The 22,239-nt window shown below is 73.3% G+C and carries 18 protein-coding genes and 1 pseudogene; 12 read left to right on the top strand and 7 right to left on the bottom strand.

Annotated elements, in window-relative coordinates; all coding sequences use genetic code 11:
• Window position 1: 1 nt before the first annotated feature.
• Complete coding sequence (locus HS045_RS29180) at window positions 2-238, bottom strand: hypothetical protein (RefSeq protein ID WP_196454782.1); 237 nt, start codon at window positions 236-238, stop codon at window positions 2-4.
• 368 nt (window positions 239-606) lie between these two features.
• Here HS045_RS29180 and HS045_RS29175 point away from each other — a divergent pair, with 368 nt between their 5' ends.
• The 3 genes from HS045_RS29175 to HS045_RS29165 all read left to right on the top strand — a co-directional run bounded on the left by HS045_RS29175 (window position 607) and on the right by HS045_RS29165 (window position 3,824).
• Window positions 607-1,899: an extracellular solute-binding protein gene (locus HS045_RS29175; protein WP_307827786.1), complete on the top strand. Its 1,293-nt coding sequence runs from the start codon at window positions 607-609 to the stop codon at window positions 1,897-1,899.
• A gap of 63 nt (window positions 1,900-1,962) precedes the next feature.
• Window positions 1,963-2,970 carry a carbohydrate ABC transporter permease gene (locus HS045_RS29170; protein WP_196454780.1) on the top strand — a complete coding sequence of 336 codons (1,008 nt, stop codon included), beginning with the start codon at window positions 1,963-1,965 and terminating at the stop codon, window positions 2,968-2,970.
• Window positions 2,967-3,824 (top strand): carbohydrate ABC transporter permease, encoded by an 858-nt coding sequence (locus HS045_RS29165; RefSeq protein ID WP_196454778.1) that lies wholly within the window; start codon window positions 2,967-2,969, stop codon window positions 3,822-3,824. Before HS045_RS29170 ends, HS045_RS29165 begins: the two co-directional genes overlap by 4 nt.
• Window positions 3,825-3,887: 63 nt before the next feature.
• Here the strand turns inward: HS045_RS29165 and HS045_RS29160 are convergent, their stop codons facing one another.
• The gene (locus tag HS045_RS29160; protein WP_196454776.1) at window positions 3,888-4,898 is read right to left on the bottom strand and encodes a LacI family DNA-binding transcriptional regulator; all 1,011 of its coding nucleotides are present in this window, start codon (window positions 4,896-4,898) and stop codon (window positions 3,888-3,890) included.
• Window positions 4,899-5,080: 182 nt separating this feature from the next.
• Here HS045_RS29160 and HS045_RS29155 point away from each other — a divergent pair, with 182 nt between their 5' ends.
• Together HS045_RS29155 and HS045_RS29150 are read left to right on the top strand one after the other, a co-directional pair.
• Window positions 5,081-6,457 (top strand): glycoside hydrolase family 5 protein, encoded by a 1,377-nt coding sequence (locus HS045_RS29155; RefSeq protein WP_196454774.1) that lies wholly within the window; start codon window positions 5,081-5,083, stop codon window positions 6,455-6,457.
• A 32-nt stretch (window positions 6,458-6,489) separates the two neighbouring features.
• Complete coding sequence (locus tag HS045_RS29150; RefSeq protein ID WP_196454772.1) at window positions 6,490-8,007, top strand: glycoside hydrolase family 43 protein; 1,518 nt, start codon at window positions 6,490-6,492, stop codon at window positions 8,005-8,007.
• A gap of 85 nt (window positions 8,008-8,092) precedes the next feature.
• Here the strand turns inward: HS045_RS29150 and HS045_RS29145 are convergent, their stop codons facing one another.
• A complete protein-coding gene (locus tag HS045_RS29145) occupies window positions 8,093-8,887 on the bottom strand; it encodes an SDR family oxidoreductase (RefSeq protein WP_196454770.1) in 795 nt (264 codons plus the stop codon).
• The gene (locus HS045_RS29140) at window positions 8,884-9,873 is read right to left on the bottom strand and encodes a diiron oxygenase (protein ID WP_196454768.1); all 990 of its coding nucleotides are present in this window, start codon (window positions 9,871-9,873) and stop codon (window positions 8,884-8,886) included. The genes HS045_RS29145 and HS045_RS29140 overlap by 4 nt, the downstream gene beginning before the upstream one ends.
• Before the next feature lie 223 nt (window positions 9,874-10,096).
• Between HS045_RS29140 and HS045_RS35040 the strand changes: the two are divergent.
• A pseudogene (locus tag HS045_RS35040) lies at window positions 10,097-10,954 on the top strand (DMT family transporter); the annotation flags it as partial.
• Window positions 10,955-11,066: 112 nt separating this feature from the next.
• Here the strand turns inward: HS045_RS35040 and HS045_RS35035 are convergent.
• Entirely contained in the window at window positions 11,067-12,413 is a 1,347-nt protein-coding gene (locus HS045_RS35035) for an ATP-binding protein (RefSeq protein ID WP_307827785.1), read from the bottom strand.
• A 170-nt stretch (window positions 12,414-12,583) separates the two neighbouring features.
• Between HS045_RS35035 and HS045_RS29130 the strand changes: the two genes are divergently transcribed.
• The 3 genes from HS045_RS29130 to HS045_RS29120 are packed head-to-tail and all read left to right on the top strand — an operon-like array spanning window position 12,584 to window position 16,291.
• Window positions 12,584-13,834, top strand: coding sequence for an acyl-CoA dehydrogenase family protein (locus tag HS045_RS29130; protein ID WP_196454764.1), 1,251 nt, complete (start codon window positions 12,584-12,586; stop codon window positions 13,832-13,834).
• Window positions 13,831-14,808: an acyl-CoA dehydrogenase family protein gene (locus tag HS045_RS29125; protein ID WP_196454762.1), complete on the top strand. Its 978-nt coding sequence runs from the start codon at window positions 13,831-13,833 to the stop codon at window positions 14,806-14,808. Before HS045_RS29130 ends, HS045_RS29125 begins: the two co-directional genes overlap by 4 nt.
• 22 nt (window positions 14,809-14,830) lie before the next feature.
• On the top strand, window positions 14,831-16,291 hold the full coding sequence (locus HS045_RS29120) for an AMP-binding protein (RefSeq protein WP_196454760.1): 1,461 nt from the start codon (window positions 14,831-14,833) through the stop codon (window positions 16,289-16,291).
• 160 nt (window positions 16,292-16,451) lie between these two features.
• Here HS045_RS29120 and HS045_RS29115 read toward each other — a convergent pair whose 3' ends face one another.
• Together HS045_RS29115 and HS045_RS29110 are read right to left on the bottom strand one after the other, a co-directional pair.
• The gene (locus HS045_RS29115; RefSeq protein ID WP_307827784.1) at window positions 16,452-17,516 is read right to left on the bottom strand and encodes a dipeptidase; all 1,065 of its coding nucleotides are present in this window, start codon (window positions 17,514-17,516) and stop codon (window positions 16,452-16,454) included.
• 56 nt (window positions 17,517-17,572) lie between these two features.
• Window positions 17,573-19,012 (bottom strand): NAD(P)/FAD-dependent oxidoreductase, encoded by a 1,440-nt coding sequence (locus HS045_RS29110; protein WP_196454758.1) that lies wholly within the window; start codon window positions 19,010-19,012, stop codon window positions 17,573-17,575.
• Between the two features lie 275 nt (window positions 19,013-19,287).
• On the opposite strand from HS045_RS29110, the gene HS045_RS29105 reads away from it, so the two are divergent.
• The 3 genes from HS045_RS29105 to HS045_RS29095 are packed head-to-tail and all read left to right on the top strand — an operon-like array spanning window position 19,288 to window position 22,230.
• Entirely contained in the window at window positions 19,288-20,124 is an 837-nt protein-coding gene (locus HS045_RS29105; RefSeq protein WP_196454756.1) for a Nif3-like dinuclear metal center hexameric protein, read from the top strand.
• 1 nt (window position 20,125) lies between these two features.
• Complete coding sequence (locus HS045_RS29100; RefSeq protein WP_196454754.1) at window positions 20,126-20,866, top strand: zinc ribbon domain-containing protein; 741 nt, start codon at window positions 20,126-20,128, stop codon at window positions 20,864-20,866.
• Window positions 20,863-22,230: a bifunctional RNase H/acid phosphatase gene (locus tag HS045_RS29095; protein ID WP_196454752.1), complete on the top strand. Its 1,368-nt coding sequence runs from the start codon at window positions 20,863-20,865 to the stop codon at window positions 22,228-22,230. Before HS045_RS29100 ends, HS045_RS29095 begins: the two co-directional genes overlap by 4 nt.
• Window positions 22,231-22,239: the final 9 nt, after the last annotated feature.

Genomic DNA, 22,239 nt, shown 5'->3' with positions numbered 1-22,239 from the left:
GTCAGGACGACGGGCGACCCGACCCGGACCGCTGGCCCCGGCGGAGCGGGAGGGACTGCTTGACCATGCGCTGAGCCCGGGTGCTGCCACCGGGATGGTCGGCGCCGTGCACTCCGGCGGCCTTGCCCGCGCGCGAGGGCGTGCCCCCGGCGGAGACGCGGCCGGTCTGCTGCTTCTGGGCGGACGAGGCCCTGCGCTGCTCGTGCTGGGCCTTCGTCTGGCGGGATTTCGAGCTCATTGGGCACCCCCGGGAATCGATGGGCATCACCGAAGCCATGTCCGTTTTCGGGCGGGGAAAACACCGGCGGGCGGCCGATCGGGCACGCCAGAGGTGCACGGCGCCGGACGCCCTGTGTTTGAAAGTTTCTCAACGCATCCGAGATTTTTCCGCCGCGGTCGGAGGCGATCGCGGCGGAGGTGTGCGCGATTCTTCCGCACCACCCGCTAGGTAACGGTGTGACGACGGCCGTTGATGCGACGGAAAAGCCCATGTACCCTCGGCGCCATCTCTAGAAATTATCGGTAATGCTGTGAAACTTTCAGAGATCACATCCGCGGGCAGCGGATCACATCTGCGGTGGCGACGGCAGAGGAAGGAAGACCACTGTGAAGTCGTTCAATCGGCGAAGTGCGGTGACGATGGCGGCGGCCGCGCTGCTTCTGGCGGGGTGCGGCGGCGGGAGCGGCGGGGCGGGCGCGGACGGGGGCGCCTCCTCCGGGGGCAAGGTCACGGTCGAGTGGTGGAGCATCCACAACATCGAACCCATGCTGGGCGTCTGGAAGGGACTGGTCAAGGAGTACGAGGCCCAGCACCCCAACGTCACCATCAAGATGAACGCGATGAACGTCGAGAACTTCAAGTCCAAGCTCACGACGGTCACCCAGTCGGGCAAGGCCCCGCACCTGTTCCACACCTGGGGCGGCGGCGTGCTGGCCCAGCAGGTCGAGGCGGGCCTGGTCAAGGACCTCACCGCCGACATCGCCCCCTGGTCCGGCACGCTCTCCCCGGTCGCGCTGCAGTCCTACCAGGTCGACGGCAAGACGTACGGCGTCCCGCACGACATCGGCATGGTCGGCTTCTGGTACAACAAGAAGCTCTTCGCCAAGGCCGGCATCGACGCGCCGCCGGCGACGTGGACCGAGTTCCTCGACGACGTCAAGAAGCTCAAGGCGGCCGGGATCGCCCCGATCGCCCTGGCCGGCAAGGCCAAGTGGCCGGGCCACTACTACTGGGCCTACCTGGCCATGCGCGTGGCGGGCCTGGACGCGCTCAAGCAGGCGGCCGAGACCAAGTCGTTCGAGAACCCCGACTTCGTGACGGCGGGGCGCAAGCTCAAGGAACTGGTCGACCTCCAGCCGTTCCAGCAGGGCTTCCTCGGCGCCGACTACGACAAGCCGGACGGCCAGGCCGCCGCGATCGGCAACGGCAAGGCCGCCATGGAGCTGATGGGCCAGTGGGCGCCCAGCGTCCAGCGGGACACCTCCACGGACCTCGGCGAGGACCTCGGCTTCTTCCCGTTCCCGGCGGTCGAGGGCGGCAAGGGCACGGCGACGGACGCCTTCGGCGGCGGCGGCGGCATCGCGGTGGGCGCCGACGCGCCGCCGGAGGCGGTCGACTTCCTCAGGTTCATCTCCCAGCCCGACAACCACCGCAAGGGTGTCAAGACGGGCGCCATCTTCCCCGCGGTCAAGGGCACCGAGGACGCGGTCACCGACCGCCACGCCAAGCTCGTGACGGAGAGCCTCAGCAAGGCCACCGGCTACCAGCTCTACCTCGACCAGGCCTACCCGCCGGCGGTCGGCCAGCAGGTGAACGACAGCGTGGCCGAGCTCATCGCCGGGTCGAAGACCCCCGAGCAGGTCGTCGCCGACATCACGACGGCGGCGAAGTCGGAGTGACGGCCGCGTGAAGACGAAGGACGGGGCCGGGCGCCCGCCCGGCCCCCCGAGCGGGGAGAACCGATGAGACCGGAGACCCTGGCGGCGGACGAGCGCCCGGCGCAGGCGGAGCCCCGCCGCGCGCGGCCCGCGTCCGGCGGCGACCCGGCCGGCCGCCGCAGGGGCCGGCGCCGCGCCCTGGTGACGATCACCCTGTTCCTGCTCCCGGCGCTGGTGCTGTTCGTCCTGCTGGTGCTGGTGCCGATCCTGCTCGCCGGCTACGCCAGCGTGTTCAAGTGGAACGGGTTCGGCGGGCTGCCGACCGACTTCGTCGGGCTGGACAACTTCACCCGGATGTTCGAGGACCCGGTGTTCCTCGGGGACCTGTGGCGCGGGCTGGTGCTGATCGTGCTCTCGCTGGCGGTCCAGCTGCCGCTGGCCCTGGGGCTGGCGCTGCTGCTCAACCGGCCCATGCGGGGCCGGGCCTTCTACCGGTTGCTGTTCTTCGCGCCGTACGTGCTGTCCGAGGTCATCACCGCGGTGCTGTTCACCATGTTCTTCTCGCCCGAGCGCGGCCTGGCCAACGAGATGCTGAGCATGGTCGGGCTGGAGGAGCTGAGCTCCACCTGGCTGTCGGACCCCTCCAGCGTCATGTACTCGGTGTTCATCGTCATGACCTGGAAGTACTTCGGCTTCCACATGATCCTGTACCTGGCCGGCCGGCAGGGCATCCCCACCGAGCTGATCGAGGCCGCCCAGCTGGACGGCGCGAGCGGCTGGAAGGTGTTCCGCCACGTCACGCTCCCGCTGCTGGGCCCGACGATCCGCATCAGCGCCTTCCTGTCCGTCATCGGCGCCATCCAGTTGTTCGACCTGGTCTGGGTGCTCACCGAGGGCGGGCCCATCCACGCGTCGGAGACGATGGCCATCACCATGTTCACCTTCGGCTTCGGGCGCTACCAGGTCGGCTACGCCAGCGCCATCAGCGTCGTGATGTTCCTCATCAGCCTGGTCTTCGCGCTCGGCTACCAGAGGTTCGTCCTGCGCCGCGACACCGAAGGGGCGATCACCGGAATGCGAGACCAGCGATGAGCCGTACCGGCACCCGCGCGCGGGTGCGCAAGCCGCGCAGGCTCCGGAACCTGGGGCTGCACGCGATCGTCGTCGTGATCGGGGCGCTGATCGTCGTCCCGATCGGCTACGGCGTGCTCGGCGGCTTCAAGAGCAACCAGCAGCTGTCGACCAACCCGTTCGGCCTGCCGTCGCCGTGGGTGGTGTCGAACTACACCGACGTCCTGACCTCGCCGGACTTCTGGCGCCAGGTCGGCAACAGCACGTTCATCGCGGTCGCCACGGCCCTCATCGTGGTGGCCGCGGCGGCCCTGGCGGGGTTCGTCTTCGCCCGGTTCGCCTTCCGCGGGCGGGAGCTGCTGTTCACCCTGTTCACGATGGGGCTGATGTTCCCGTTCGCGGTGGCGATCCTCCCGCTGTTCGTGCTGCTGCGCAGCCTGGGCCTGCTGGACAACCCGCTGGGGGTGATCCTGCCGCAGGCCGCCTTCGCCCTGCCGGTGACGATCATCATTCTGCGGGGGTTCTTCCGGACGATCCCGGGAGAGGTGGAGGAGGCGGCGACGCTCGACGGCTGCAGCGCGTTCGGCTTCTTCTGGCGGATCCTGCTGCCGATGGCCCGCCCGGCCATCGCCACGGTCTCGGTGCTCGCGGTGGTCAACAGCTGGAACAACTTCTTCCTGCCGCTGGTCGTCTTCAACAGCCCCGAGTGGTGGACGATCCCGGTGGGCGTCCAGCAGTTCAGCGGGCAGTACTCCACCGACACGGCCAAGGTGCTCGCCTACGTCATCGTGGCGATGCTGCCGGCGCTGGCGTTCTACGCCGTCGCCGAGCGCCAGCTCATCAGCGGCCTCACGGCCGGGGCGACGAAGGGCTGAGGGATGGCCGGACGGCGCGTCGCACCGCGGGCCGGGCGGCCGGCCCCGGCGGGGCGCGCCCCCTCAGCGGCGGGGCGGGGCCGTGCTCTCCCGGACGACGAGCTCGGTGGCCAGCTCCACGCGCTTGGCCTCCGGGGCGCCCGGTCCGGAGGCCACCACCATGCGGGTGGCCAGGGCGGCCATCTCCTGGAGCGGCTGGCGGACGGTCGTCAGAGGGGGCCAGGCCGACCGGGCCAGGGGCAGGTCGTCGAAGCCGACCACGCTGAGGTCCTCCGGGACGCGCAGCCCCCGCCGGCGGGCGGCCTCCAGCACGCCGAACGCCTGCAGGTCGCTGCCGGCGAAGATCGCGGTGGGCGGGTCGTCCAGGGCGAGCAGCCCGCGGCCCTGCTCGCGGCCGGAGTCCGCCAGGAAGTCGCCGGGGCGGATCAGCTCCGGGGCCACGGCGACGCCGGCGGTCTCCAGGGCGGCCCGGTAGCCGTCGATCCTGGCCCGGCTGCACAGCATGTCGGCCGGGCCGCCGATGATCCCGATCCGGCGGTGCCCCAGCTCCAGCAGGTGCCGGGTGGCGGCCAGGCCGCCGTTCCAGTTGGTGGCGCCCACCGAGGCGACGTCGGACGGGGGCTCCCCCTCGGGGTCGACGACGACGAACGGCATCGACCGGGCGCTGAGCTGGCGCTGCAGGCCCGCCGAGAGCCGGGAGGCCACGATGACCACGCCGTCGGTGCGCCGCGCCGCGATGCGCTCCAGCCAGTCGCGGCCGGGCCCGGCATGGGTGTGCAGCACGGAGATCACGACGCTGGCCCCGGCCTCGTGCGCGGCGGTCTCGGCGCCGCGCACGATCTCCATGGCCCAGGGGCTCTCGATCTCGGAGAAGACCAGGTCGACCAGGCCCGCGGGCCCGTCGGCCTGGCCGACCCGGCGCTGGTAGCCGTGCAGGTGGAGCAGGCGCTCCACCCGCTGGCGGGTCTCCGGGGCGACCTCCGGACGGCCGTTGATGACCTTGGACACCGTGGGGACGGAGACACCGGCCTCCTCGGCGATCAGCGCGATCGTCACCCGCTTCTTCGTTGGCATGGCAGGGAGTGTACCCGAAAAGTTTCGGCCTCCCCTCCCGTGGTGCTCTCCGTCACCGGGCACGTGCCCGCTGCTGTATTGACGCATAACGGGCAATTATCTATCCTCGCCGGAGAGCGAAACATTCGGAATTTTAATGAAACTTTCAAAAGATCTCTGCTCTTCGCGATAAGGGAGATTTGATGACGCTGCGTGTCTCCGGATCCCAACTCGTCGACTCGGCAGGCGCTCCGGTGAGGCTGCGCGGAGTCGGCCTCGGGGGCTGGCTCAACATGGAGAACTTCATCACCGGCTACCCGGCCAACGAGTCCGGGATGCGGGAGGCGGTGGGCCGGGCGGTCGGGGAGGACCGCGCGGAGCTGTTCTTCGACCGGCTGCTGACCTCCTTCTTCGGCCCCGAGGACGCCGACCTGCTGGCCGCCGCCGGGATGAACTGCGTGCGCATCCCGTTCAACTACCGGCACCTGGAGTCCGACGACCGGCCGTTCGAGATCGACGAGCACGGCTTCCGCCACCTCGACCGCGTCATCGGCCTGCTCGCCGAGCGGGGGATCTACAGCGTGCTGGACCTGCACGCCGTCCCCGGGTCGCAGAACCAGCACTGGCACTCCGACAACCCCACCCACGTCGCCGCGTTCTGGCGGCACCGCCACTTCCAGGACCGCGTGGTGCACCTGTGGGAGGCGATCGCCGACCGCTACCGCGACCAGCCCTACGTGGCCGGCTACAACCCGGTCAACGAACCCGGCGACCCGGGCGGCAGGGTGGTCGGCCCGTTCTACGACCGGCTGGTCAAGGCGCTGCGCGCGGTCGACCCCGGGCACGTGCTCTTCCTGGACGGCAACACCTACTCCACCGACTTCTCGGTCTTCCGCGAGGTCTACGAGAACACCGTCTTCGTCTGCCACGACTACGCCCTGGCCGGCTTCGCGCACGGCGGGCCGTACCCGGGCCACACCCAGGGCGAGTGGGTGGACCGCGACCACCTGGTGCGGACCTTCGAACGGCGCACCGCCTTCCAGCGCGAGACCGGCACGCCGATCTGGGTGGGCGAGTTCGGCCCCGTCTACACCGGCGACCCGGAGATCGACGCGCAGCGCTACCGGATCCTCGCCGACCAGCTGGAGATCTTCGACGAGCACCAGGCCGGCTGGGCGCTGTGGACCTACAAGGACGTCGGACTGCAGGGCCTGGTGAGCGCCGACCCCGCCGGGCCGTACCTGCGGCGCTTCGGGGACTTCATCGCGAAGAAGACGCGCCTGGGCGCCGACCGGTGGGGCTCCACGATGGAGGAGGCGGCCGACGTCCTGGCGCCGCTGCACCGGCTGATGGAGACCGAGTTCCCCGGCTGGGACCCCTACCCCTGGGGCGCCCGCTACCAGACCGACGACCTCATCCGGCACATCCTCATCGCGCAGGCGCTGCTGCCGGAGTACGCCGCCCTGTTCCAGGGCCTGTCGGACGACGAGCTGGTCGCCCTGGCCGACTCGTTCGCGCTGCGGGCCTGCGTCCGCCGCGAGCCGCTCATCGAGCTGCTCACCGCCAACCTCGCCGGCTGAGCCGCGCCCCGCGCCCCGCAGGAGGGAGTCACGTGCGGACGTTCACGAACCCCGTCATCCCGGGGTTCCACCCCGACCCGTCGGTCTGCCGGGTCGGGGACGACTACTACCTGGTCACCTCCAGCTTCGAGTGGTACCCCGGAGTGCCGGTCTTCCACAGCCGCGACCTGGTGAACTGGCGGCGGCTCGGGCACGTCCTGGACCGCCCGTCCCAGCTTCCGCTGGACGGGATCCGGCCGAGCGGCGGGATCTACGCCCCCACCATCCGCCACCGCGACGGCGTGTTCTACGTGATCACCACGCTGGTGGACGGGCTGGAGAACCTCGTGGTCACCGCGACCGACCCGGCGGGGCCGTGGAGCGAGCCGTACCTGCTGGACCTGCCGGGGGCCTTCGACCCGTCGCTCTTCTTCGACGACGACGGGAGCGCCTGGGTCACCGCCAACCGGCCGGTCGGCGACGACGGCCGCGGCGAGGTCTTCCTGCGCGGGCTGGACCCGGCGACGATGAGCCTGACCGGCCCGGAGCACGTGCTGTGGACCGGCGCGCTGCGCGACGCGGTCTGGCCGGAGGCCTCCCACCTGTACAAGGTGGACGGCCGGTACTACCTGATGATCGCCGAGGGCGGCACGGACCTCGACCACGCCGTCACGGTCGCGCGGTCGGACCGGGTGACCGGGCCCTACCGGGGCAACCCGCGCAATCCCATCCTCACCCACCGCGACCTGGGCCGCGACCACCCGATCACCGGGACCGGTCACGCCGACCTGGTCCGCACGCCGGACGGGGACTGGTGGATGGTCCTGCTCGCCATGCGCCCCTACGGCGGCTACCACTACAACCTCGGCCGGGAGACCTTCCTGACGCCGGTCCGCTGGGAGGACGGCTGGCCGCTCGTGTCACGGGTCGAGCCGTACGGCCCGGCCCCGGCCCTGCCCGAGCACCGCTGGCCCGCCGAGCCCGCCTGCGACCACTTCGACGCGCCGCGGCTGGCGCCGTGCTGGAACCACCTGCGCACGCCGCGCGAGCCGTACTGGAGCCTGACCGAGCGCCCCGGGCACCTGCGGTTGCGGGTCCGGCCGCAGACGCTCTGCGAGCGGGGGAACCCGAGCCTGGTGGCACGCCGCCAGCAGCACCGGGACTTCGCGGTGCACGCCGCGCTCGACTTCACCCCCGGCGCGGGCGAGTGCGCGGGGCTGGTGCTGGTGCAGAACGACGACTTCCACATCCGCTACGTGCGCACCGAGCGGGGACTGGAGGTGGTCCGCCGCGAGGGAGGGAAGGAGGAGGTGACCGCTCGCGCCGCGGTGCCCGGCGGCCGGATCCTGCTGGGGATCGAGGCGCGGGGCCAGGAGTACCGCATGCGCTGCGCCACGGCTCCGGGCGAGTGGCTGCCGGTGGGGGACGCGGTGGACGGGCGCCTGCTGAGCTCGACCGTGGCGGGCGGTTTCACCGGCGCCTACGTCGGCATGTACGCCGCGGGCGGGGACGCCGGGAACCGCAACACCGCCGACTTCGACTGGTTCGAGTACGTCGGGCTCGCCCCCTGAGCCGCGGCCGTTCAGCCGCGCAGCCGCGCAGCCGCGCAGCCGTTCAGCCGTCGGGCTCGCCGCCGAGCCGCCGAGCCGCGGCCGTTCAGCCGCGCAGCCGGCCGACGGCCAGGGAGACGAGCCGGACCGCCGCCGCGGGCGAGAGCCGCACCGCGCGCCAGAGCAGCCGGCCCGAGGCCGGGGCCACGATGAGGGCCTTGTTCCGGGCGACGCCCCGCATGATGTCGTCGGCCAGGGCGTCGACCGAGTAGAGCCGCCCCTGCGCCCGGATCGCGGCCGGGCGGGCGCCCGCGCCCGTGGCCGTCTGCGGCAGCCCCGGGTTGGCGTGGTCGAGCAGCGGGGTGTCGGTGAAACCCGGGCAGACCACGCTCACCCGCACGCCGCGGGCCCTCGCCTCGGCCCGCAGCGCCAGCGAGAGCCCGACCACGGCGTGCTTGGTCGCGGTGTACGGGAGCATCAGCGGGGCGGGGGTCAGCCCGGCCAGCGAGGCGGTGTTCACGATGTGCCCGAAGCCCTGCTCGACCATGATCGGGTAGGCGGCGTGCACGCCGTGCACCACGCCGCGCAGGTTCACGTCGATCGTGCGGTTCCAGTGGTCGAGGGTGAGCTCGTCGGCGGTGCCGCCGACCGCGATGCCCGCGTTGTTGAAGACGAAGTCGAGCCGCCCGTGCTCGTCGCGCACCCTCCGGACGAGCGCGCGCACGGCCTCCGGGTCGGTGACGTCGACCTCGGCGCCCGCGCAGCCGAACTCCTCGGCCGTGCGGGCGGCGCCCTCCCCGTCGAGGTCGGCGGCCACGACGTGCACGCCGCGCCGGGCCAGCTCCCGGCAGACGGCCCGGCCGATGCCGGACGCGCCCCCGGTCACGATCGCGGTCCTCATGCGGCAGCCTTCCGTGCGTGCCCGTCGTCGATGCCCATGGCCTGCCAGACCCTCCGCTGGACCCGGTTCATCATGCCCAGTTCGGCGCAGAGCTCACGGGTCCTGGCGACCGAGTCGCGGATCTCCTGCGCCATGTGGGGGTTGTCGGTGTAGACCTCGCGGACGACGTCGTCCGGGATGCGGAACGCCCTGATCATCGATCCGGGCGGGGCGAGCATGATGCGGGCCATGACGCCCAGGACGACGGGGGAGACCAGGCCCAGCAGGAAGCGGTGCGGGCGGGGCAGGCGGGGGACCCGGCGGCGCAGGTAGTGCCGGGCGAAGGAGATGTGCCGGGCCTCCTCCGCGATGTGGATCCGCATGATGGTCTCCTCCAGCGGGTGCTTGATCTGCCCCTCCCGCAGCGCCTTGCGCTGCACGTGGTCGATGGGGTCCTCGCCGCCGAGCACGAAGACGAAGAACAGCTCGGTGGAGATCAGCGGGATCCAGGGCGTGATCTGGGAGATCAGGCTGAGCGGGCCGGGCATGCCGCGGATCGGGAGCCGCGTCCGGTTGACGAACTCCTGGAACATCATCCCGTGGTGCCCCTCCTCGATCGTCTCGTGGTAGACGTAGCGGAACTCGGGGGAGCCGTTCGGCAGCCGGTAGGCGTAGTTGAGCAGGCCGCGCTTGAGCAGGTTCTCGAACTGCAGGCCGATCTTCATGGCGGTCGCCACCCGCCACAGCCCGATCCGCGCGCGGACCTCCGGCGGTTGCGCGCGGTACCACGCGTGCCCGCCGAGCCGGTCGACCCCGGGCAGCTCCCAGCGGGGGTCGTCCTGGCGGACCAGGAAGTCGGGGTCGTCCCAGGGGATGTCGACGTAGGGCTCCCAGTGCTTGTCGACCGACGCCTTGGACAGGCGCTCGACGACCGTCTCGTAGGCGCGCCGTTCCGCGACCGCCCGGTCGCGCTCCCGGTCCGCGGCGGTGCTCGGAGTCGCTGTCATGCGGCCCTCCTCCTCGGGTCTCCTGCCTTCTATTGTACGGAGAATCCAATAGTGCGGAAAGCCCGGAAAACTGAGGTCTTTCAGAACGGAGGGTCCTTCCGGTCGACCCGGAGTGGCCCCTGTCGCCCGGGGGAGGGACGTCCTCCCTCCGGGTTGTACTCCGCCCACCCTCCGGGGTGGGCGATCGCCTTCCGGCCGCCGCGGGTGGTGCCACCCTTCCCGTATGGCAGCGCCCGTGTCGTCAGCGTCCCGGCCCCTCCTGGGCGCCGTGCTCCTGTTGTTCGTCAGCGCGGCCTGGGGATCGGCCTTCCCGCTGATGAAGGACCTCATCGGCCGCGTCCCGGTGGCCGACCTGCTGGCCGAGCGGTACGGCCTGGCCGCGCTGGCGCTGCTCGCGCTGCGCCCCGGCTGCCTGCGCGGGCTGCCCGAGGGCGTCTGGCCCACCGGCATCCTGCTCGGCCTGCTGTTCGGGGTGGGGCAGACCGCGCAGGCGGTGGCGCTGCACGACCTGCCCTCGCCCGTCTCCGGGTTCACGGTCGGCTCCTACGTGGTGATCACCCCGATCCTCGGGCTGGCGGTGCTGGGCACCCGCCTGTCGCGGCGGACGTGGGGGGCGGTGTCCCTGGCGGCGGCCGCACTGGTCTCCTTCACCCTTCTGCGCGGGGCCGCCGGGCAGGACGTCTCGCTGCCCGCGCTGGGCGTCACCCTGCTGGCCGCGGTCCTGTACTCCGCGCACACGCTGGTCCTGGGCGCCTCCGGCCGGGCGCGGCAGGACGCCTACGCGATCACCGTGATCCAGCTCGGCGTCATCGCGGCGATGACGGGCCTGCTCGCCGTCCCGGACGGCCTGACCGTGCCCCGGACCGCCGGAGACTGGGCCATCCTGGGCCACCTGTCGATCGTGGCCTGCGCGCTCGGTTTCCTGGCCCGCTCCTTCGGCCAGGCCCACGTCCCGCCGGTGCCCGCCGCGGTCATCCTGGCCTCGCAGCCGCTCTGGGTGACCGCCCTGGCCGCCGTCGCCTACGGCGAGCCGCTCACCTGGAGCGTCGGGCTCGGCGGCGCGCTGATCGCCGCGGCGATGCTCCTGGTCGTGGCGCCCGGGAGACGGCCGGCCGCGGACGCGCCGCCGTCCGGCGCGGGACGGACCGGGCGCCCCGCCGGACGCCTCCTCGCGGGTGCCCCGCCGTGCCCCCTCACGGACGCGCCACCGGCAGGCGCAGGACGAACCGGGCGCCCCGCGGACTGTCCTCGACCCGCAGGGTCCCGCCGTGGGACGCGGCGACCTCCCTGGCGATGGCCAGCCCCAGGCCGGTGCCCCCGGCGTCCCTGCTGCGGGCGGCGTCCAGGCGGGTGAACCGGCGGAAGACCGCCTCCCGCTGCTCGGGGGCGATCCCGGCGCCGTCGTCGAGCACCTCCAGGACGGCGGTGTCCCCGTGCGCGGCCACGGTCACCGTGACGGTGGAGACGGCGTGCCGCTCGGCGTTGTCCATCAGGTTGGTCAGCAGCCGGGCGAGCCGGAGCGGGTCGCCGGTCACCGTCACACCGGACTCCAGCTTCCTGATCACCTCGACCCGGCGCGGCCGGCGGTCCAGCTCGCCGTCGGCCAGCCCGCCCAGGTCGACGGCCTCCGCGGCGGCGGGCGCGCCGGAGTCGAGCCGGGCCAGCGTCAGCAGGTCGGCGACGATCGCCTGGAGCCGGTCCAGGCTGGCGAGCATCGCCTGCGCCTTGACGGTCCAGTCGACGTCCTCGGGGTACTGCAGGGCCTCCTCCACCTGGGTGCGCATCGCGGTGAGCGGGCTGCGCAGGTCGTGGGAGGCGTCGGAGGCGAACCGGCGCTGCTGCTCGACCGCCGCCTCCAGCCGGTCGAGGGTCTGGTTGATGGTCTCGGCCAGCTGCCGGATCTCGTCCTCGGCCCGCGGCACCGGGACCCGGCGGCCCACGTCGGTCGCGGTGATCTCCGCGAGCTCGCCGGTGATCGCGTGCACCGGGGTCAGCGCCCCGGTCACCGTACGGTAGGTGCCGGCCCCGGCCAGCACCACGATGAGCACGGAGACGGTGACGAGGAAGGCGAACAGCCCCGAGTGCACGTACCACGGGATCATCGCGCCGACGGAGTAGACGAGCCAGTCGCCCTCCGGCCGGTGGAGGCGGAAGACCACGGCGATCACGCACTCGCCGGGCATCCGGGGCGGGTCGCACAGCTCGCGGTCGGCCATCACGCCGTCCCCGCCGGGCCGGAAGTCCGCGACCGGGGGCCCGCCCGCCAGGTCGGGGGTGGCCGCGACGATCCGCCCGGACGCGTCCAGCACCTGGCTGCCGACCCCGTTGCCGTGCCGCAGCACGGCGGGCAGCCGCCCCCGCTGGGCGAGCTGGACGACCTCCAGCGCGGTGCCGGCCACCTGGTTGGTCTGGTAGTCGCGGGCCAGGTCGTAGAGGGCGAGCGTGGCGACCGTGGTGATGACGAGCCCGGACAGGGCGGCGGTGGCGACGGCGATCAGCGTCAGCCGGGTTCGGACGGACCACGAGTGACGTGTGATCACACCGACCTTCCCCTCGAACCCAGACGACCGCACCAGACGGATTAATTGCCATTACCTGGCGATACATGGCCAAGAAGGGGCAAAGATCGCCCACGGGTCCGGTGTAGAGCAATGCTCTGTACGGCCGCGCCGCCGCTCGTTAGAGTAAGTGGGCACTGATTGGAGTGGACATGGATCTTGAGGAGTACCGGCGGCGCGCCCGGACGTGGCTGGAGGCCAACGTCCCGGACGTCCCGGACGGCCGGGCCGGTCAGGGCGGGGGCGCCGCCGACCCCGGCGGGGTGGCCGCCGCCAAGGAGTTCATGGCGAAGCTGTACGACGCGGGGTATTCGGGCATCACCTGGCCGGCCGAGTGGGGCGGGCAGGGCCTCACCCAGGCCGAGGAGCGCGCCTTCGCCGCCGAGGCGGCCGCCTTCACCCTGCCGACCTACGTCTTCTCCATCGGGCTCGGCATGTGCGGGCCGACCCTCGTCGACCTGGGCACCGACGCCCAGCGCCGGCGCCACATCCGGCCGCTGCTGCGCGGCGAGGAGATCTGGTGCCAGCTGTTCTCCGAGCCCGCCGCGGGCAGCGACGTGGCCGCCCTGCAGACCCGGGCCACGGCCACCGACGGCGGCTGGGTGGTCGACGGGCAGAAGGTCTGGACCTCCGTCGCCCAGCACGCCGACCGGGGGCTGCTGCTGGCCCGCACCGACGTGGACGTGCCCAAGCACCGGGGCCTGACCATGTTCATCGTGGACATGCACGCCCCCGGCGTCACCGTCCGGCCGCTGCGCGACATGACCGGCCGCGCCCACTTCAACGAGATCTTCTTCGACGGCGTGCACATCCCCGCCGAGAACGTGGTCGGCCGCGTCGGCGACGGCTGGAACTGCGCCGTCACCACCCTGCTCCACGAGCGCCTGTCGATCTCCAGCGGCGTCGGCATGGGCGGGCAGAAGGACAACCCGGTCGCCTTCGAGGCGCTGCGCCGCAGCGCCGACACCGCCGATCCCGTGGTCCGCGACCGGCTCGTCGAGCTGCACATCCGCTCCCGCGCGCTGGCCCTGTTCAACCAGCGGCTGGCCCAGGAGACCAAGGCCGGGATCTTCCCCGGCGCCCGGGGCAGCGCGGCCAAGCTGCTCCTGGCCGAGCTGACCATGTTCCAGGCCGACCTGGCCACCTCGCTGGCCGGTCCGGAGGCCGTCGCCTGGAGCGAGGACGGGACCGGGGACGGCCCGGAGGGCGACGCCGGGACGGCCGGAGGCGGCGGGCTGGCCCACGCCCTCGCGCTCGCGCCCGCGATGGCCCTCGGCGGCGGCACCAACGAGATCATGCGCAACATCGTCAGCGAGCGCGTGCTGAACCTGCCGCCCGAACCGCGGACGGACAAGAATGTGCCGTTCAAGGAGCTCAGGACGAGTGGAGAGGCCCCCCGATGAGACTCGTGCCCACCGCGGAGCAGCGGGAGCTGCGCGACGCCGTCCGCTCCTTCCTCGCCGCCGCCTCGCCCCTGCCCGCCGTACGGCGGGCGATGGAGTCGGAGGCGGGCCACGACCCGGAGGTCTACCGGCGCCTGGCCGGCGAACTCGGCCTGACCGGCCTGATCGTGCCCGAGGAGCACGGCGGGACCGGCGCCGGGCACGCCGAGCTGGCGGTCGTCCTGGAGGAGACCGGCGCGGCGCTGCTGCCCGGGCCGTTCCTGGCCACCACGCTGGCCGCGATCCTGCTGACCGAGACGGGCGAGAAGGAGATCCTGGCCGGGGTGGCCGCCGGGACGACCACCGCGACCGTCGTCCTCGACGGGAACCGGGCGCTCAACGGGGCCGAGGCCGACGTGGTCCTGACGATCGACGGCGACCGGGTGCTCGCCCGCACCGGCGGTGAGCGGCGCCCCCTGCGGACCCTGGACCCCACCCGCCGCCAGGCCCTGGTGGAGCCGGGCGGCGAGGTCGCGGCCGTCTCCGCCGACGGGATCGCCCGCGCCCGCGACCTGTTCGCCGTGGCGGTGGCGGCCGAGCAGCTCGGCGTGCTGCGGGCCGCGCTGGAGGCCATCGTCGCCTACAGCAGGATCCGGGTCGCCTTCAACCGGGTGATCGGCTCCTACCAGGCCGTCAAGCACCGGCTCGCCGACATGCACTGCACGCTGGAGCAGGCCGAGTCGATCGTCCGGTACGCCGCCTGGGCCGCCGACGAGGCCCCCGCCGAGCTGCCCGGGGCCGCCGCGCTGGCCCAGGCCTACCTGGGCCGCGCCTGCTTCGAGGTCGCCTCCGGCAGCCTCCTGCTGCACGGCGGCATCGGCTTCACCTGGGAGCACGACGCGCACCTGTACTACAAGCGCGCCAAGGCGGACGAGGTGCTCCTCGGCCCGCCGCGGGTCCACCGCGCCCGCCTCGCCGACCTGCTGGAGCTGTAGAGCCGCAAGAGAGGGGAACCCCATGGCCGACATCAGCGGACTGCCGGGCTTCTACCGGATCGCCGAGGCCGACCCCGGGCGCAGGGCCGTGATCGACGCCGACGGCGCCGTCACCACCTACGGCGAGCTGCTCGCCCGGGTCAACCAGGTCTCGCACGGGCTGCGGGCGCGGGGCCTGGTCCGCGGCGACGTGGTCGCCGGGGTGCTGCCCAACGGCATCGACGCGGTGGTCATGCTCCTGGCCACCGGCCAGACCGGGCTGTACCACGTGCCGGTCAACTGGCACCTGACCGAGAACGAGATCGCCTACATCCTGTCCGACAGCGAGGCCCGGATCACGGTGACCCCCGAGTCGGGCGGGGCCGCCGCGCTGGCCGAGGGGCAGCCGGAGCACGCGCCGCAGGACCGGAGCGCGGGCGCGGTCATGTGGTACACCTCGGGCACCACCGGGTTCCCCAAGGGGGTGCGGCGCCCGCTGTCCGGCGCCGCCCCGGAGGAGACCGTCCCGCTCTACACCTGGTTCCTCGGCGAGACCTGCGACCTGCGGCCGGGCGACGAGGTCCACCTGGTCACCTCGCCGATGTACCACTCCTCCCCGTGCGCGCACACCCTGTTCGCCCTGCACCTGGGGCACACGCTGGTGATCGCGCCGAGGTTCGAGCCGGTGACGGTCCTGGAGCTGATCGAGCGCCACCGGGTCACCAACGCGATGATGGTGCCCACGATGTTCCACCGGATGCTGCGCCTGCCGGCCGAGGTCCGCGAGAAGTACGACGTGTCCTCGCTCCGGCAGGTGGTCCACACCGGCGCCGCCTGCCCGGTGGCCGACAAGAAGCAGATGATGGACTGGTGGGGCCCGGTCCTGTACGAGTACTACGGCTCCACCGAGTCCGCCATCGCCTTCGCCGTCAAGCCGCACGAGTGGCTGGAGCGCCCCGGCACGGTCGGCCGCCCGGCCCCGACGTTCGAGGCGAGGATCCTCGGCCCGGACGGCGAGGAGCTCCCGCCCGGCGAACCCGGCCTGATCCACGTCAGGTCGGCGACGAACCGGTTCGAGTACCTCAAGGACCCCGCCAAGACCGCCGCCAGCATGCGGGACGACTGGTACGCCCCCGGCGACATCGGCTACCTGGACGCCGACGGCTACCTGTTCCTGTGCGACCGCCGTACCGACCTGATCGTCTCCGGCGGGGTGAACATCTACCCGGCCGAGGTCGAGGCGGCGATCCTGGAGCACCCGGCGGTCGCCGACGCCGCGGTGATCGGGGTGCCGGACGAGGAGTGGGGCCACGTCGTGGTCGCGCTGGTCCAGCCGCTGCCCGGTCCCCGTCCCTCGGCGGAGGAGCTGCTGGAGCACCTCGGGCCGCGCCTGGCCCGCTTCAAGCACCCCCGCAGGATCGAGTTCCGCGACGAGCTGCCCCGCACCCCCACGGGCAAGCTCTCCCGCTCCCGGGTCCGCGAGGACTACCTGGGAGGCCGGTAGCGGGGACGGGAAGCCACGACGGGGAGCCGCGACGGGCCGAGGGCGCGCGGCCTGCCGGTGCGGATCGGCTCCCGGTCCGGGACCCCGCCGTTCGACTGGAACGACCCGGCCGCCTGGGGGCCCGCGCCGCAGGGCGTCGGAGCGGTGGACCTCTCCTGGCTCAGGCTCGGGCGGGACGGCCCAGCTCGGCGCGGAACAGGCGCAGGACGTTCTCGCCGAGGATCTTGACGATCTCCTCCTCGGCGAAGCCGTGCCGGTCCAGGGCCTCGGTGACCAGGGGCAGGCCGGACGGCCCGGCCAGGCCGGGGACCGCCGCCAGCACGTCGAGCCCGCCGACGCCGGGCTCGCAGCACGGGGGCGTGACGTCGTGCATGACCTCGCGGATGAAGTCCGGGCCCAGGCCCACGTGGTCGATCCCGGCCACGCCCGCCACGTGCGCGATGTGGTCCACCAGGCGGTCCACCGTGTGCTCGGCGGGCTCCTCCGACAGGAACACGGCCAGGAAGTTCACGCAGACCACACCGCCGGTCGCGGCGACGCCGCGGATCTGCTCGTCGGTGAGGTTGCGGTGGTGGTCCCGCAGGGCGCGGGCCGCCGAGTGGGTCGCCATCACCGGCCGGGAGGCCAGCTCCAGCACGTGCTCGACGCCCGACGCGCCCAGGTGGGAGACGTCGAAGACCATGCCGAGGCGCTCCATCTCCCGGACCGCCGCCACCCCCGCCGCCGTCAGCCTGCTCCCGGTCGCGTCCTCGCCGCTGCCGTCCGCCAGCGGCGTGCGGCCCCAATGGGCGATCGAGGCGACCCGCACGCCCAGCCGGTGCAGGGTGGCCAGCAGCTCGACGCTCGCGTCCAGGCCGGGCATGCTCTCCAGCGCCAGGACCAGGGCGATCCTGCCCCCGGCGAGGGCCTCGTCGATCTGGGCGCCGTCCGTGCAGAGCCGTACCTCGTCGGCGTTCCCCTCGGCGAGCGCGTGCGCGCACTCGATCATGCGCAGGGTCTGCCGGAGCGCGCCCTCCGGCCGGTACCGGTCGTCGACGAAGACCGGCAGCACCTGCAGGTCCACCCCGCCCTCGCGGAGCTGGGGCAGCCAGCGCTCGTGGAAGAACGACGCCCAGCGCTCCGGGGGCCGGGCCGTCACGGCCATCAGCAGGTCGTTGTGGGCGTCGGCGACCACGGCGCGGCGGTGCAGGCCGTGCTGCGGGGCGCTGGGGAGGTCGGTGGGCACGGGCGGGTCCCTCCTCGGGGAAGACGGTTGCGCACCGACGCTACCGGCGGCCCGCCTCACCCGCCGAAGCGGAACGCCCCCGGCCGCGGCGAGCGGGTCAGGCGCCGGTAGAGCGTCGTCGGTCCCGGCCAGTTGTTGACCACCCGGCCCGCCGCGTTCTTGTACCAGCTCGTGCACCCCGCCTGCCAGACCATCTCGCCCAGCGCCCGGTCCAGCCTCCGCCGCCAGGCGTCCATCGCCTCGGGCCGCACCTCCATCGGCCCCGCGCCCGCCAGGTACGGCAGGCAGCCCATGATGTAGCGGACCTGGCACTCGATCATGAAGACGATCGAGTTGTGGCCCAGGTTGGTGTTGGGTCCGTACAGCAGGAACAGGTTCGGGAAGTGCGGCACTGCGATGCCCAGGTAGGCCTCCGCGCCGTCCTTCCACTCCTCGTGCAGGCGGCGGCCCTGCCTGCCGGTCACCTCGATCGGCGCGAGGAAGTCGGTGGTCTGGAAGCCCGTCGCGTAGACGATCACGTCGGCCTCGCGGTGGCCGGCGACGGTCTCCACCCCCGAGGGCGTGACGCGGACGATCGGGTCGGTGACGACGTCCACGTCCGGCCGGGCCAGCGCCGGGTAGAGGGCGCTGTCGATGACGACCCGCCGGCAGCCGACCGGGTAGGCCGGGGTGAGCTTGGCCCGCAGCTCCGGGTCGGGGATCTGGGCGCGCAGGTGGTTCAGGGCGCGCCTGCGCAGCAGGGCGGTGCTCCACCCGCCCGCGAGGGCGCTGTACAGGGTGGCCTCGGCGTAGCGGTAGATCCACTCGCGGTAGGCGCGCTGCAGGAGCGGGACGTGCCGGAAGGCCGCCCGCGCCGCCGGGCCGAAGACGGCGTCCGGCTTGGGGATCACCCAGTTGGGGGTGCGCTGGAAGACGTCCAGGTGCCCGGCGGCCTCGGCCACCGGCGGGATGAGCTGGGCCGCCGACGACCCGCTCCCGATCACCGCCACCCGCCTGCCCGCCAGGTCCGCCGCGTGGTCCCAGCGGGCGGAGTGGAAGGAGGGGCCGGCGAAGGACGACATGCCGGGGATGTCGGGCAGGCGGGGCCGGTTGAGCTGGCCGACGGCCGAGACGACCACGTCGAAGAGCTGCTCGCCGTCCGCCGTGCGCACCCGCCACCGGCCCAGGGACTCGTCGAAGGAGAGTGCGGTGACCTCGGTGTTCAGCCGGATGCGCGGGCGCAGGCCGTAGGTGTCGGCGCAGGACTCCAGGTAGGCGAGGATCTCCGGCTGCCCCGGGTAGCGCCGGGTCCAGCTGGCGTACTTGGCGAAGGAGAAGGAGTACAGGTGCGAGGGGATGTCGCAGCCCGCCCCCGGATAGGTGTTGTCCCTCCACGTGCCCCCGACGTCGCCGCCCTTCTCGAAGACCGTGTAGGAGCGGATGCCGGCCTGCTCCAGCCGGATGGCCATGCACAGCCCGCCGAACCCGGCACCGATGATCGCGACAGTGGGACTCATACGCCGGCCCTCCGTGAGTCAGGATCTACTTACACTAGGCGATCCGCGCGCGCGGAGACAGAGGCGGAGACGACGGAGGCGGCGGGACCGGGGATCCCGCAGGGGCGGCGCGCTCGGGGCACGGGAGCCCGCAGGGGCGGCGCACTCGGGCACGGGAGCCCGCGCGGCGGCCGGGCACGGGATCCCGCGCGGCGGCCGGGCACGGGATCCCGCGCGGCGGGCGCGGGAGGAGAGGAGGTTCGGCCCACCGGGGAGCGGGCCGGTAGTCTGCGCACGTGTCCACCCTCGCCGACGTCGTCACCGAGCTCGAGACCCGCTACGACCCCGCCTGGGCGGAGTCGTGGGACGCGGTCGGGCTCGTCTGCGGCGACCCCGCCCAGCCCGTCCGGAAGATCCTGTTCGCGGTGGACCCGGTCGCCGCCGTCGCCGACGAGGCGCTGTCGTGGGGCGCCGACCTGATCGTCACCCACCACCCGCTCTACCTGCGCGGCACCACGACCGTCGCGGCCACCACCGCCAAGGGCCGCTTGGTCCACCGGCTGATCAAGAACGACGTGGCCCTCTACACCGCCCACACCAACGCCGACGTCGCCGACCCCGGCGTCTCCGACGCGCTCGCCCGCGCCGTGGGCCTCACCGGTCCGCTGGTCCCGCTGAGCCCGTCCGCCGCCGACCCCCGCCGCGGACTCGGCCGCGTCGGCTCCCTGCCCGCGCCGGCGCCGCTGCGCGACTTCGTACGGCAGGCCGCCCGGGGGCTGCCCCGCACGGCGGGCGGCCTGCGCGTCGCCGGAGACCTCGACCGGGAGGTCGTGCGGATCGCGGTGAGCGGGGGAGCGGGCGACTCCCTGCTGGACACGGCGCGTGCCGCCGGAGTCGACGTCTTCCTCACCGCCGACCTGCGCCACCATCCGGCGAGCGAGTTCGCCGAGGCCTCCTCCGGAGGCGGTCCCGCCCTCGTCGACGCCGCCCACTGGGCCACCGAATGGCCCTGGCTGGCCGACGCCGCCCGGCAGCTGACGTCAGGGTCGGCGGCGCGGGGGATTAATGTTGAGGCACGTGTCTCCGAGACGGTCACGGACGCATGGACGACAACAGCAGAGTGCGAGGAATGAAGTGAAAGCAGCCCCGGCATCCCAGAAGCGCCTGCTCGACCTGGCCGAGGTCGACTCCGTCCTCGACCGGCTGGCCCACCGCCGCCGCACCCTGCCCGAGCTGGCCGAGATCGACGAGCTCGCCGCCCGGGTGGCCCGGCTGGCCACCCAGGTGATCGCCGCCGAGACCGAGGCGGGCGACCTGGCCAGGGAGCAGTCCAAGGCCGAGACCGACGTCGACGCGGTCCGGGCCCGCGTCGAGCGGGACCAGAAGCGCCTCGACTCCGGGCAGGTCTCCTCCCCCAAGGACCTGGCTGGCCTCCAGTCGGAGATCGCCTCGCTGACCCGCCGCCAGGGCGACCTGGAGGAGGTCGTGCTGGAGATCATGGAGCGCCGGGAGACGGCCGACGGGCAGGTCGCCACGCTGTCGGCCGAGCGCGACGAGCTCGCCGCCGCCCGCGCCGCCGCCGAGGACCGCAGGGACGCCGCCTTCGCCGAGATCGACAAGGAGCTCGGCGAGGTGAAGGCCAAGCGCTCCGGCGTCGCCGCCGACGTCCCGGCCGACCTGCTCTCCCTCTACGAGAAGCTCCGCGAGCAGTTCGGCGTCGGCGCCGCGATGCTCCAGGGCGGCCGCTGCCTGGGCTGCCGGACGAGCCTGTCCATCGCGGACGTCAACCGCATCAAGGCCGCCCCGCACGACGAGGTGATCCGCTGCGAGGAGTGCCGCCGCATTCTGGTCCGCACCCCCGAGTCCGGTCTGTGAGCTCGTACATCGTCGAGGCCGACGGCGGGTCCCGGGGCAACCCCGGGCCCGCCGGGTACGGCGCGGTGGTCAAGGACGCCGCCGACGGCCGGATCCTCGCCGAGGACGCCGCGGCGATCGGCACCGCGACCAACAACGTCGCCGAGTACCGCGGGCTGATCGCCGGCCTGCGGGTCCTGCTCGACCTGGCCGGGGACGGCGCGGCGGCCGAGGTGCGGATGGACTCCAAGCTGGTCGTCGAGCAGATGGCCGGCCGCTGGAAGATCAAGAACGAGGGCCTGCGGCCGCTCGCCTCGGAGGCCGCGTCCCTGGCCCGCCGCCTCCGGGTCACCTGGAGGTGGATCCCCCGCGAGCGCAACACCGACGCCGACCGCCTGGCCAACGAGGCCATGGACGCCGCCGCCAAGGGCCTCCCCTGGCGCTCGACCGCCTCCGTGAGCGGGGACGCCTCCGTGAGCGGGGACGCCTCCGTGATCGGGAGTGCCGGCGAGCGCGGGGGAGTCCCGCCCGCCGATGCCGCTCGCGTCCCGGAGAGCCCGGCCGTGCTCCCGTTCCCCGGTCCCGCCGCGTCCGCGCCCCCCGCCGGGTCCGTGGACGCCGGACGGGCCGTGGCCCCCGCTCCCGCCGCGCAGGGATCCCTCTTCGACGCGACGGACGTCTCCGAGGTCCCGTCCGGCCTTCCGGCGAAGGAGGCCGCGGGCACGGTCACCGGTACGGCCCCGGGCACCGGATGGCGGCCCCCGACCACCGCGGCCACCACCCTGATCCTGCTCCGCCACGGCGAGACCCCGCTCTCCGTCGAGCGCAGGTTCTCCGGCCTCGGGGACCCCGAGCTCACCGCGAACGGCGCCGCCCAGGCCGAGGCCGCCGCGGCCAGGCTGGCGCAGCCGCCGTACGGCGTGCAGGCGATCGTCAGCTCGCCGCTCAAGCGGGCCCGGGCCACCGCCGAGGCCGTCGCCGCCAGGACCGGCCTGGAGGTGGCCGTCGAGGAGGACCTGCGAGAGGTCGACTTCGGCGACTGGGAGGGCCACACCTTCACCGAGATCCAGCGCCGCTGGCCGGACGAGCTCAGGGCGTGGCTGTCGGACCCGGCCGCCGCTCCGCCGGGCGGGGAGAGCTTCGAGGCGGCGGCGCGGCGGGTCGAGGCGGTCAGGGACGGACTCGTCGAGCGCTACGAGGGCAGGACGGTCCTCGTCGTCTCCCACGTGACCCCGATCAAGACGCTGCTCCGGCTCGCGCTGCTGGCTCCGCCGGCCGCGCTGTACCGCATGCACCTCGACCTGGCCTGCCTGTCCCTGGTCGAGTACTACGCCGACGGCCCGGCCGTGGTGAAGTCGTTCAACGACACCGCGCACCTGCGCTGAGGGCGGGGG

The organism is Planomonospora sp. ID82291 (assembly GCF_015711645.1).
In the GTDB taxonomy this organism is placed as follows: Bacteria; Actinomycetota; Actinomycetes; order Streptosporangiales; family Streptosporangiaceae; genus Planomonospora.
This window is presented reverse-complemented; position numbering and strand designations above follow the sequence as displayed.

Coding starts and splice junctions, on each gene's coding strand:
- HS045_RS29180 (WP_196454782.1), bottom strand. CDS start 238: ATGAGCTCGAAATCCCGCCAGACGAAGGCCCAGCACGAGCAGCGCAGG.
- HS045_RS29170 (WP_196454780.1), top strand. CDS start 1,963: ATGAGACCGGAGACCCTGGCGGCGGACGAGCGCCCGGCGCAGGCGGAG.
- HS045_RS29165 (WP_196454778.1), top strand. CDS start 2,967: ATGAGCCGTACCGGCACCCGCGCGCGGGTGCGCAAGCCGCGCAGGCTC.
- HS045_RS29160 (WP_196454776.1), bottom strand. CDS start 4,898: ATGCCAACGAAGAAGCGGGTGACGATCGCGCTGATCGCCGAGGAGGCC.
- HS045_RS29155 (WP_196454774.1), top strand. CDS start 5,081: ATGACGCTGCGTGTCTCCGGATCCCAACTCGTCGACTCGGCAGGCGCT.
- HS045_RS29145 (WP_196454770.1), bottom strand. CDS start 8,887: ATGAGGACCGCGATCGTGACCGGGGGCGCGTCCGGCATCGGCCGGGCC.
- HS045_RS29140 (WP_196454768.1), bottom strand. CDS start 9,873: ATGACAGCGACTCCGAGCACCGCCGCGGACCGGGAGCGCGACCGGGCG.
- HS045_RS29130 (WP_196454764.1), top strand. CDS start 12,584: ATGGATCTTGAGGAGTACCGGCGGCGCGCCCGGACGTGGCTGGAGGCC.
- HS045_RS29125 (WP_196454762.1), top strand. CDS start 13,831: ATGAGACTCGTGCCCACCGCGGAGCAGCGGGAGCTGCGCGACGCCGTC.
- HS045_RS29120 (WP_196454760.1), top strand. CDS start 14,831: ATGGCCGACATCAGCGGACTGCCGGGCTTCTACCGGATCGCCGAGGCC.
- HS045_RS29110 (WP_196454758.1), bottom strand. CDS start 19,012: ATGAGTCCCACTGTCGCGATCATCGGTGCCGGGTTCGGCGGGCTGTGC.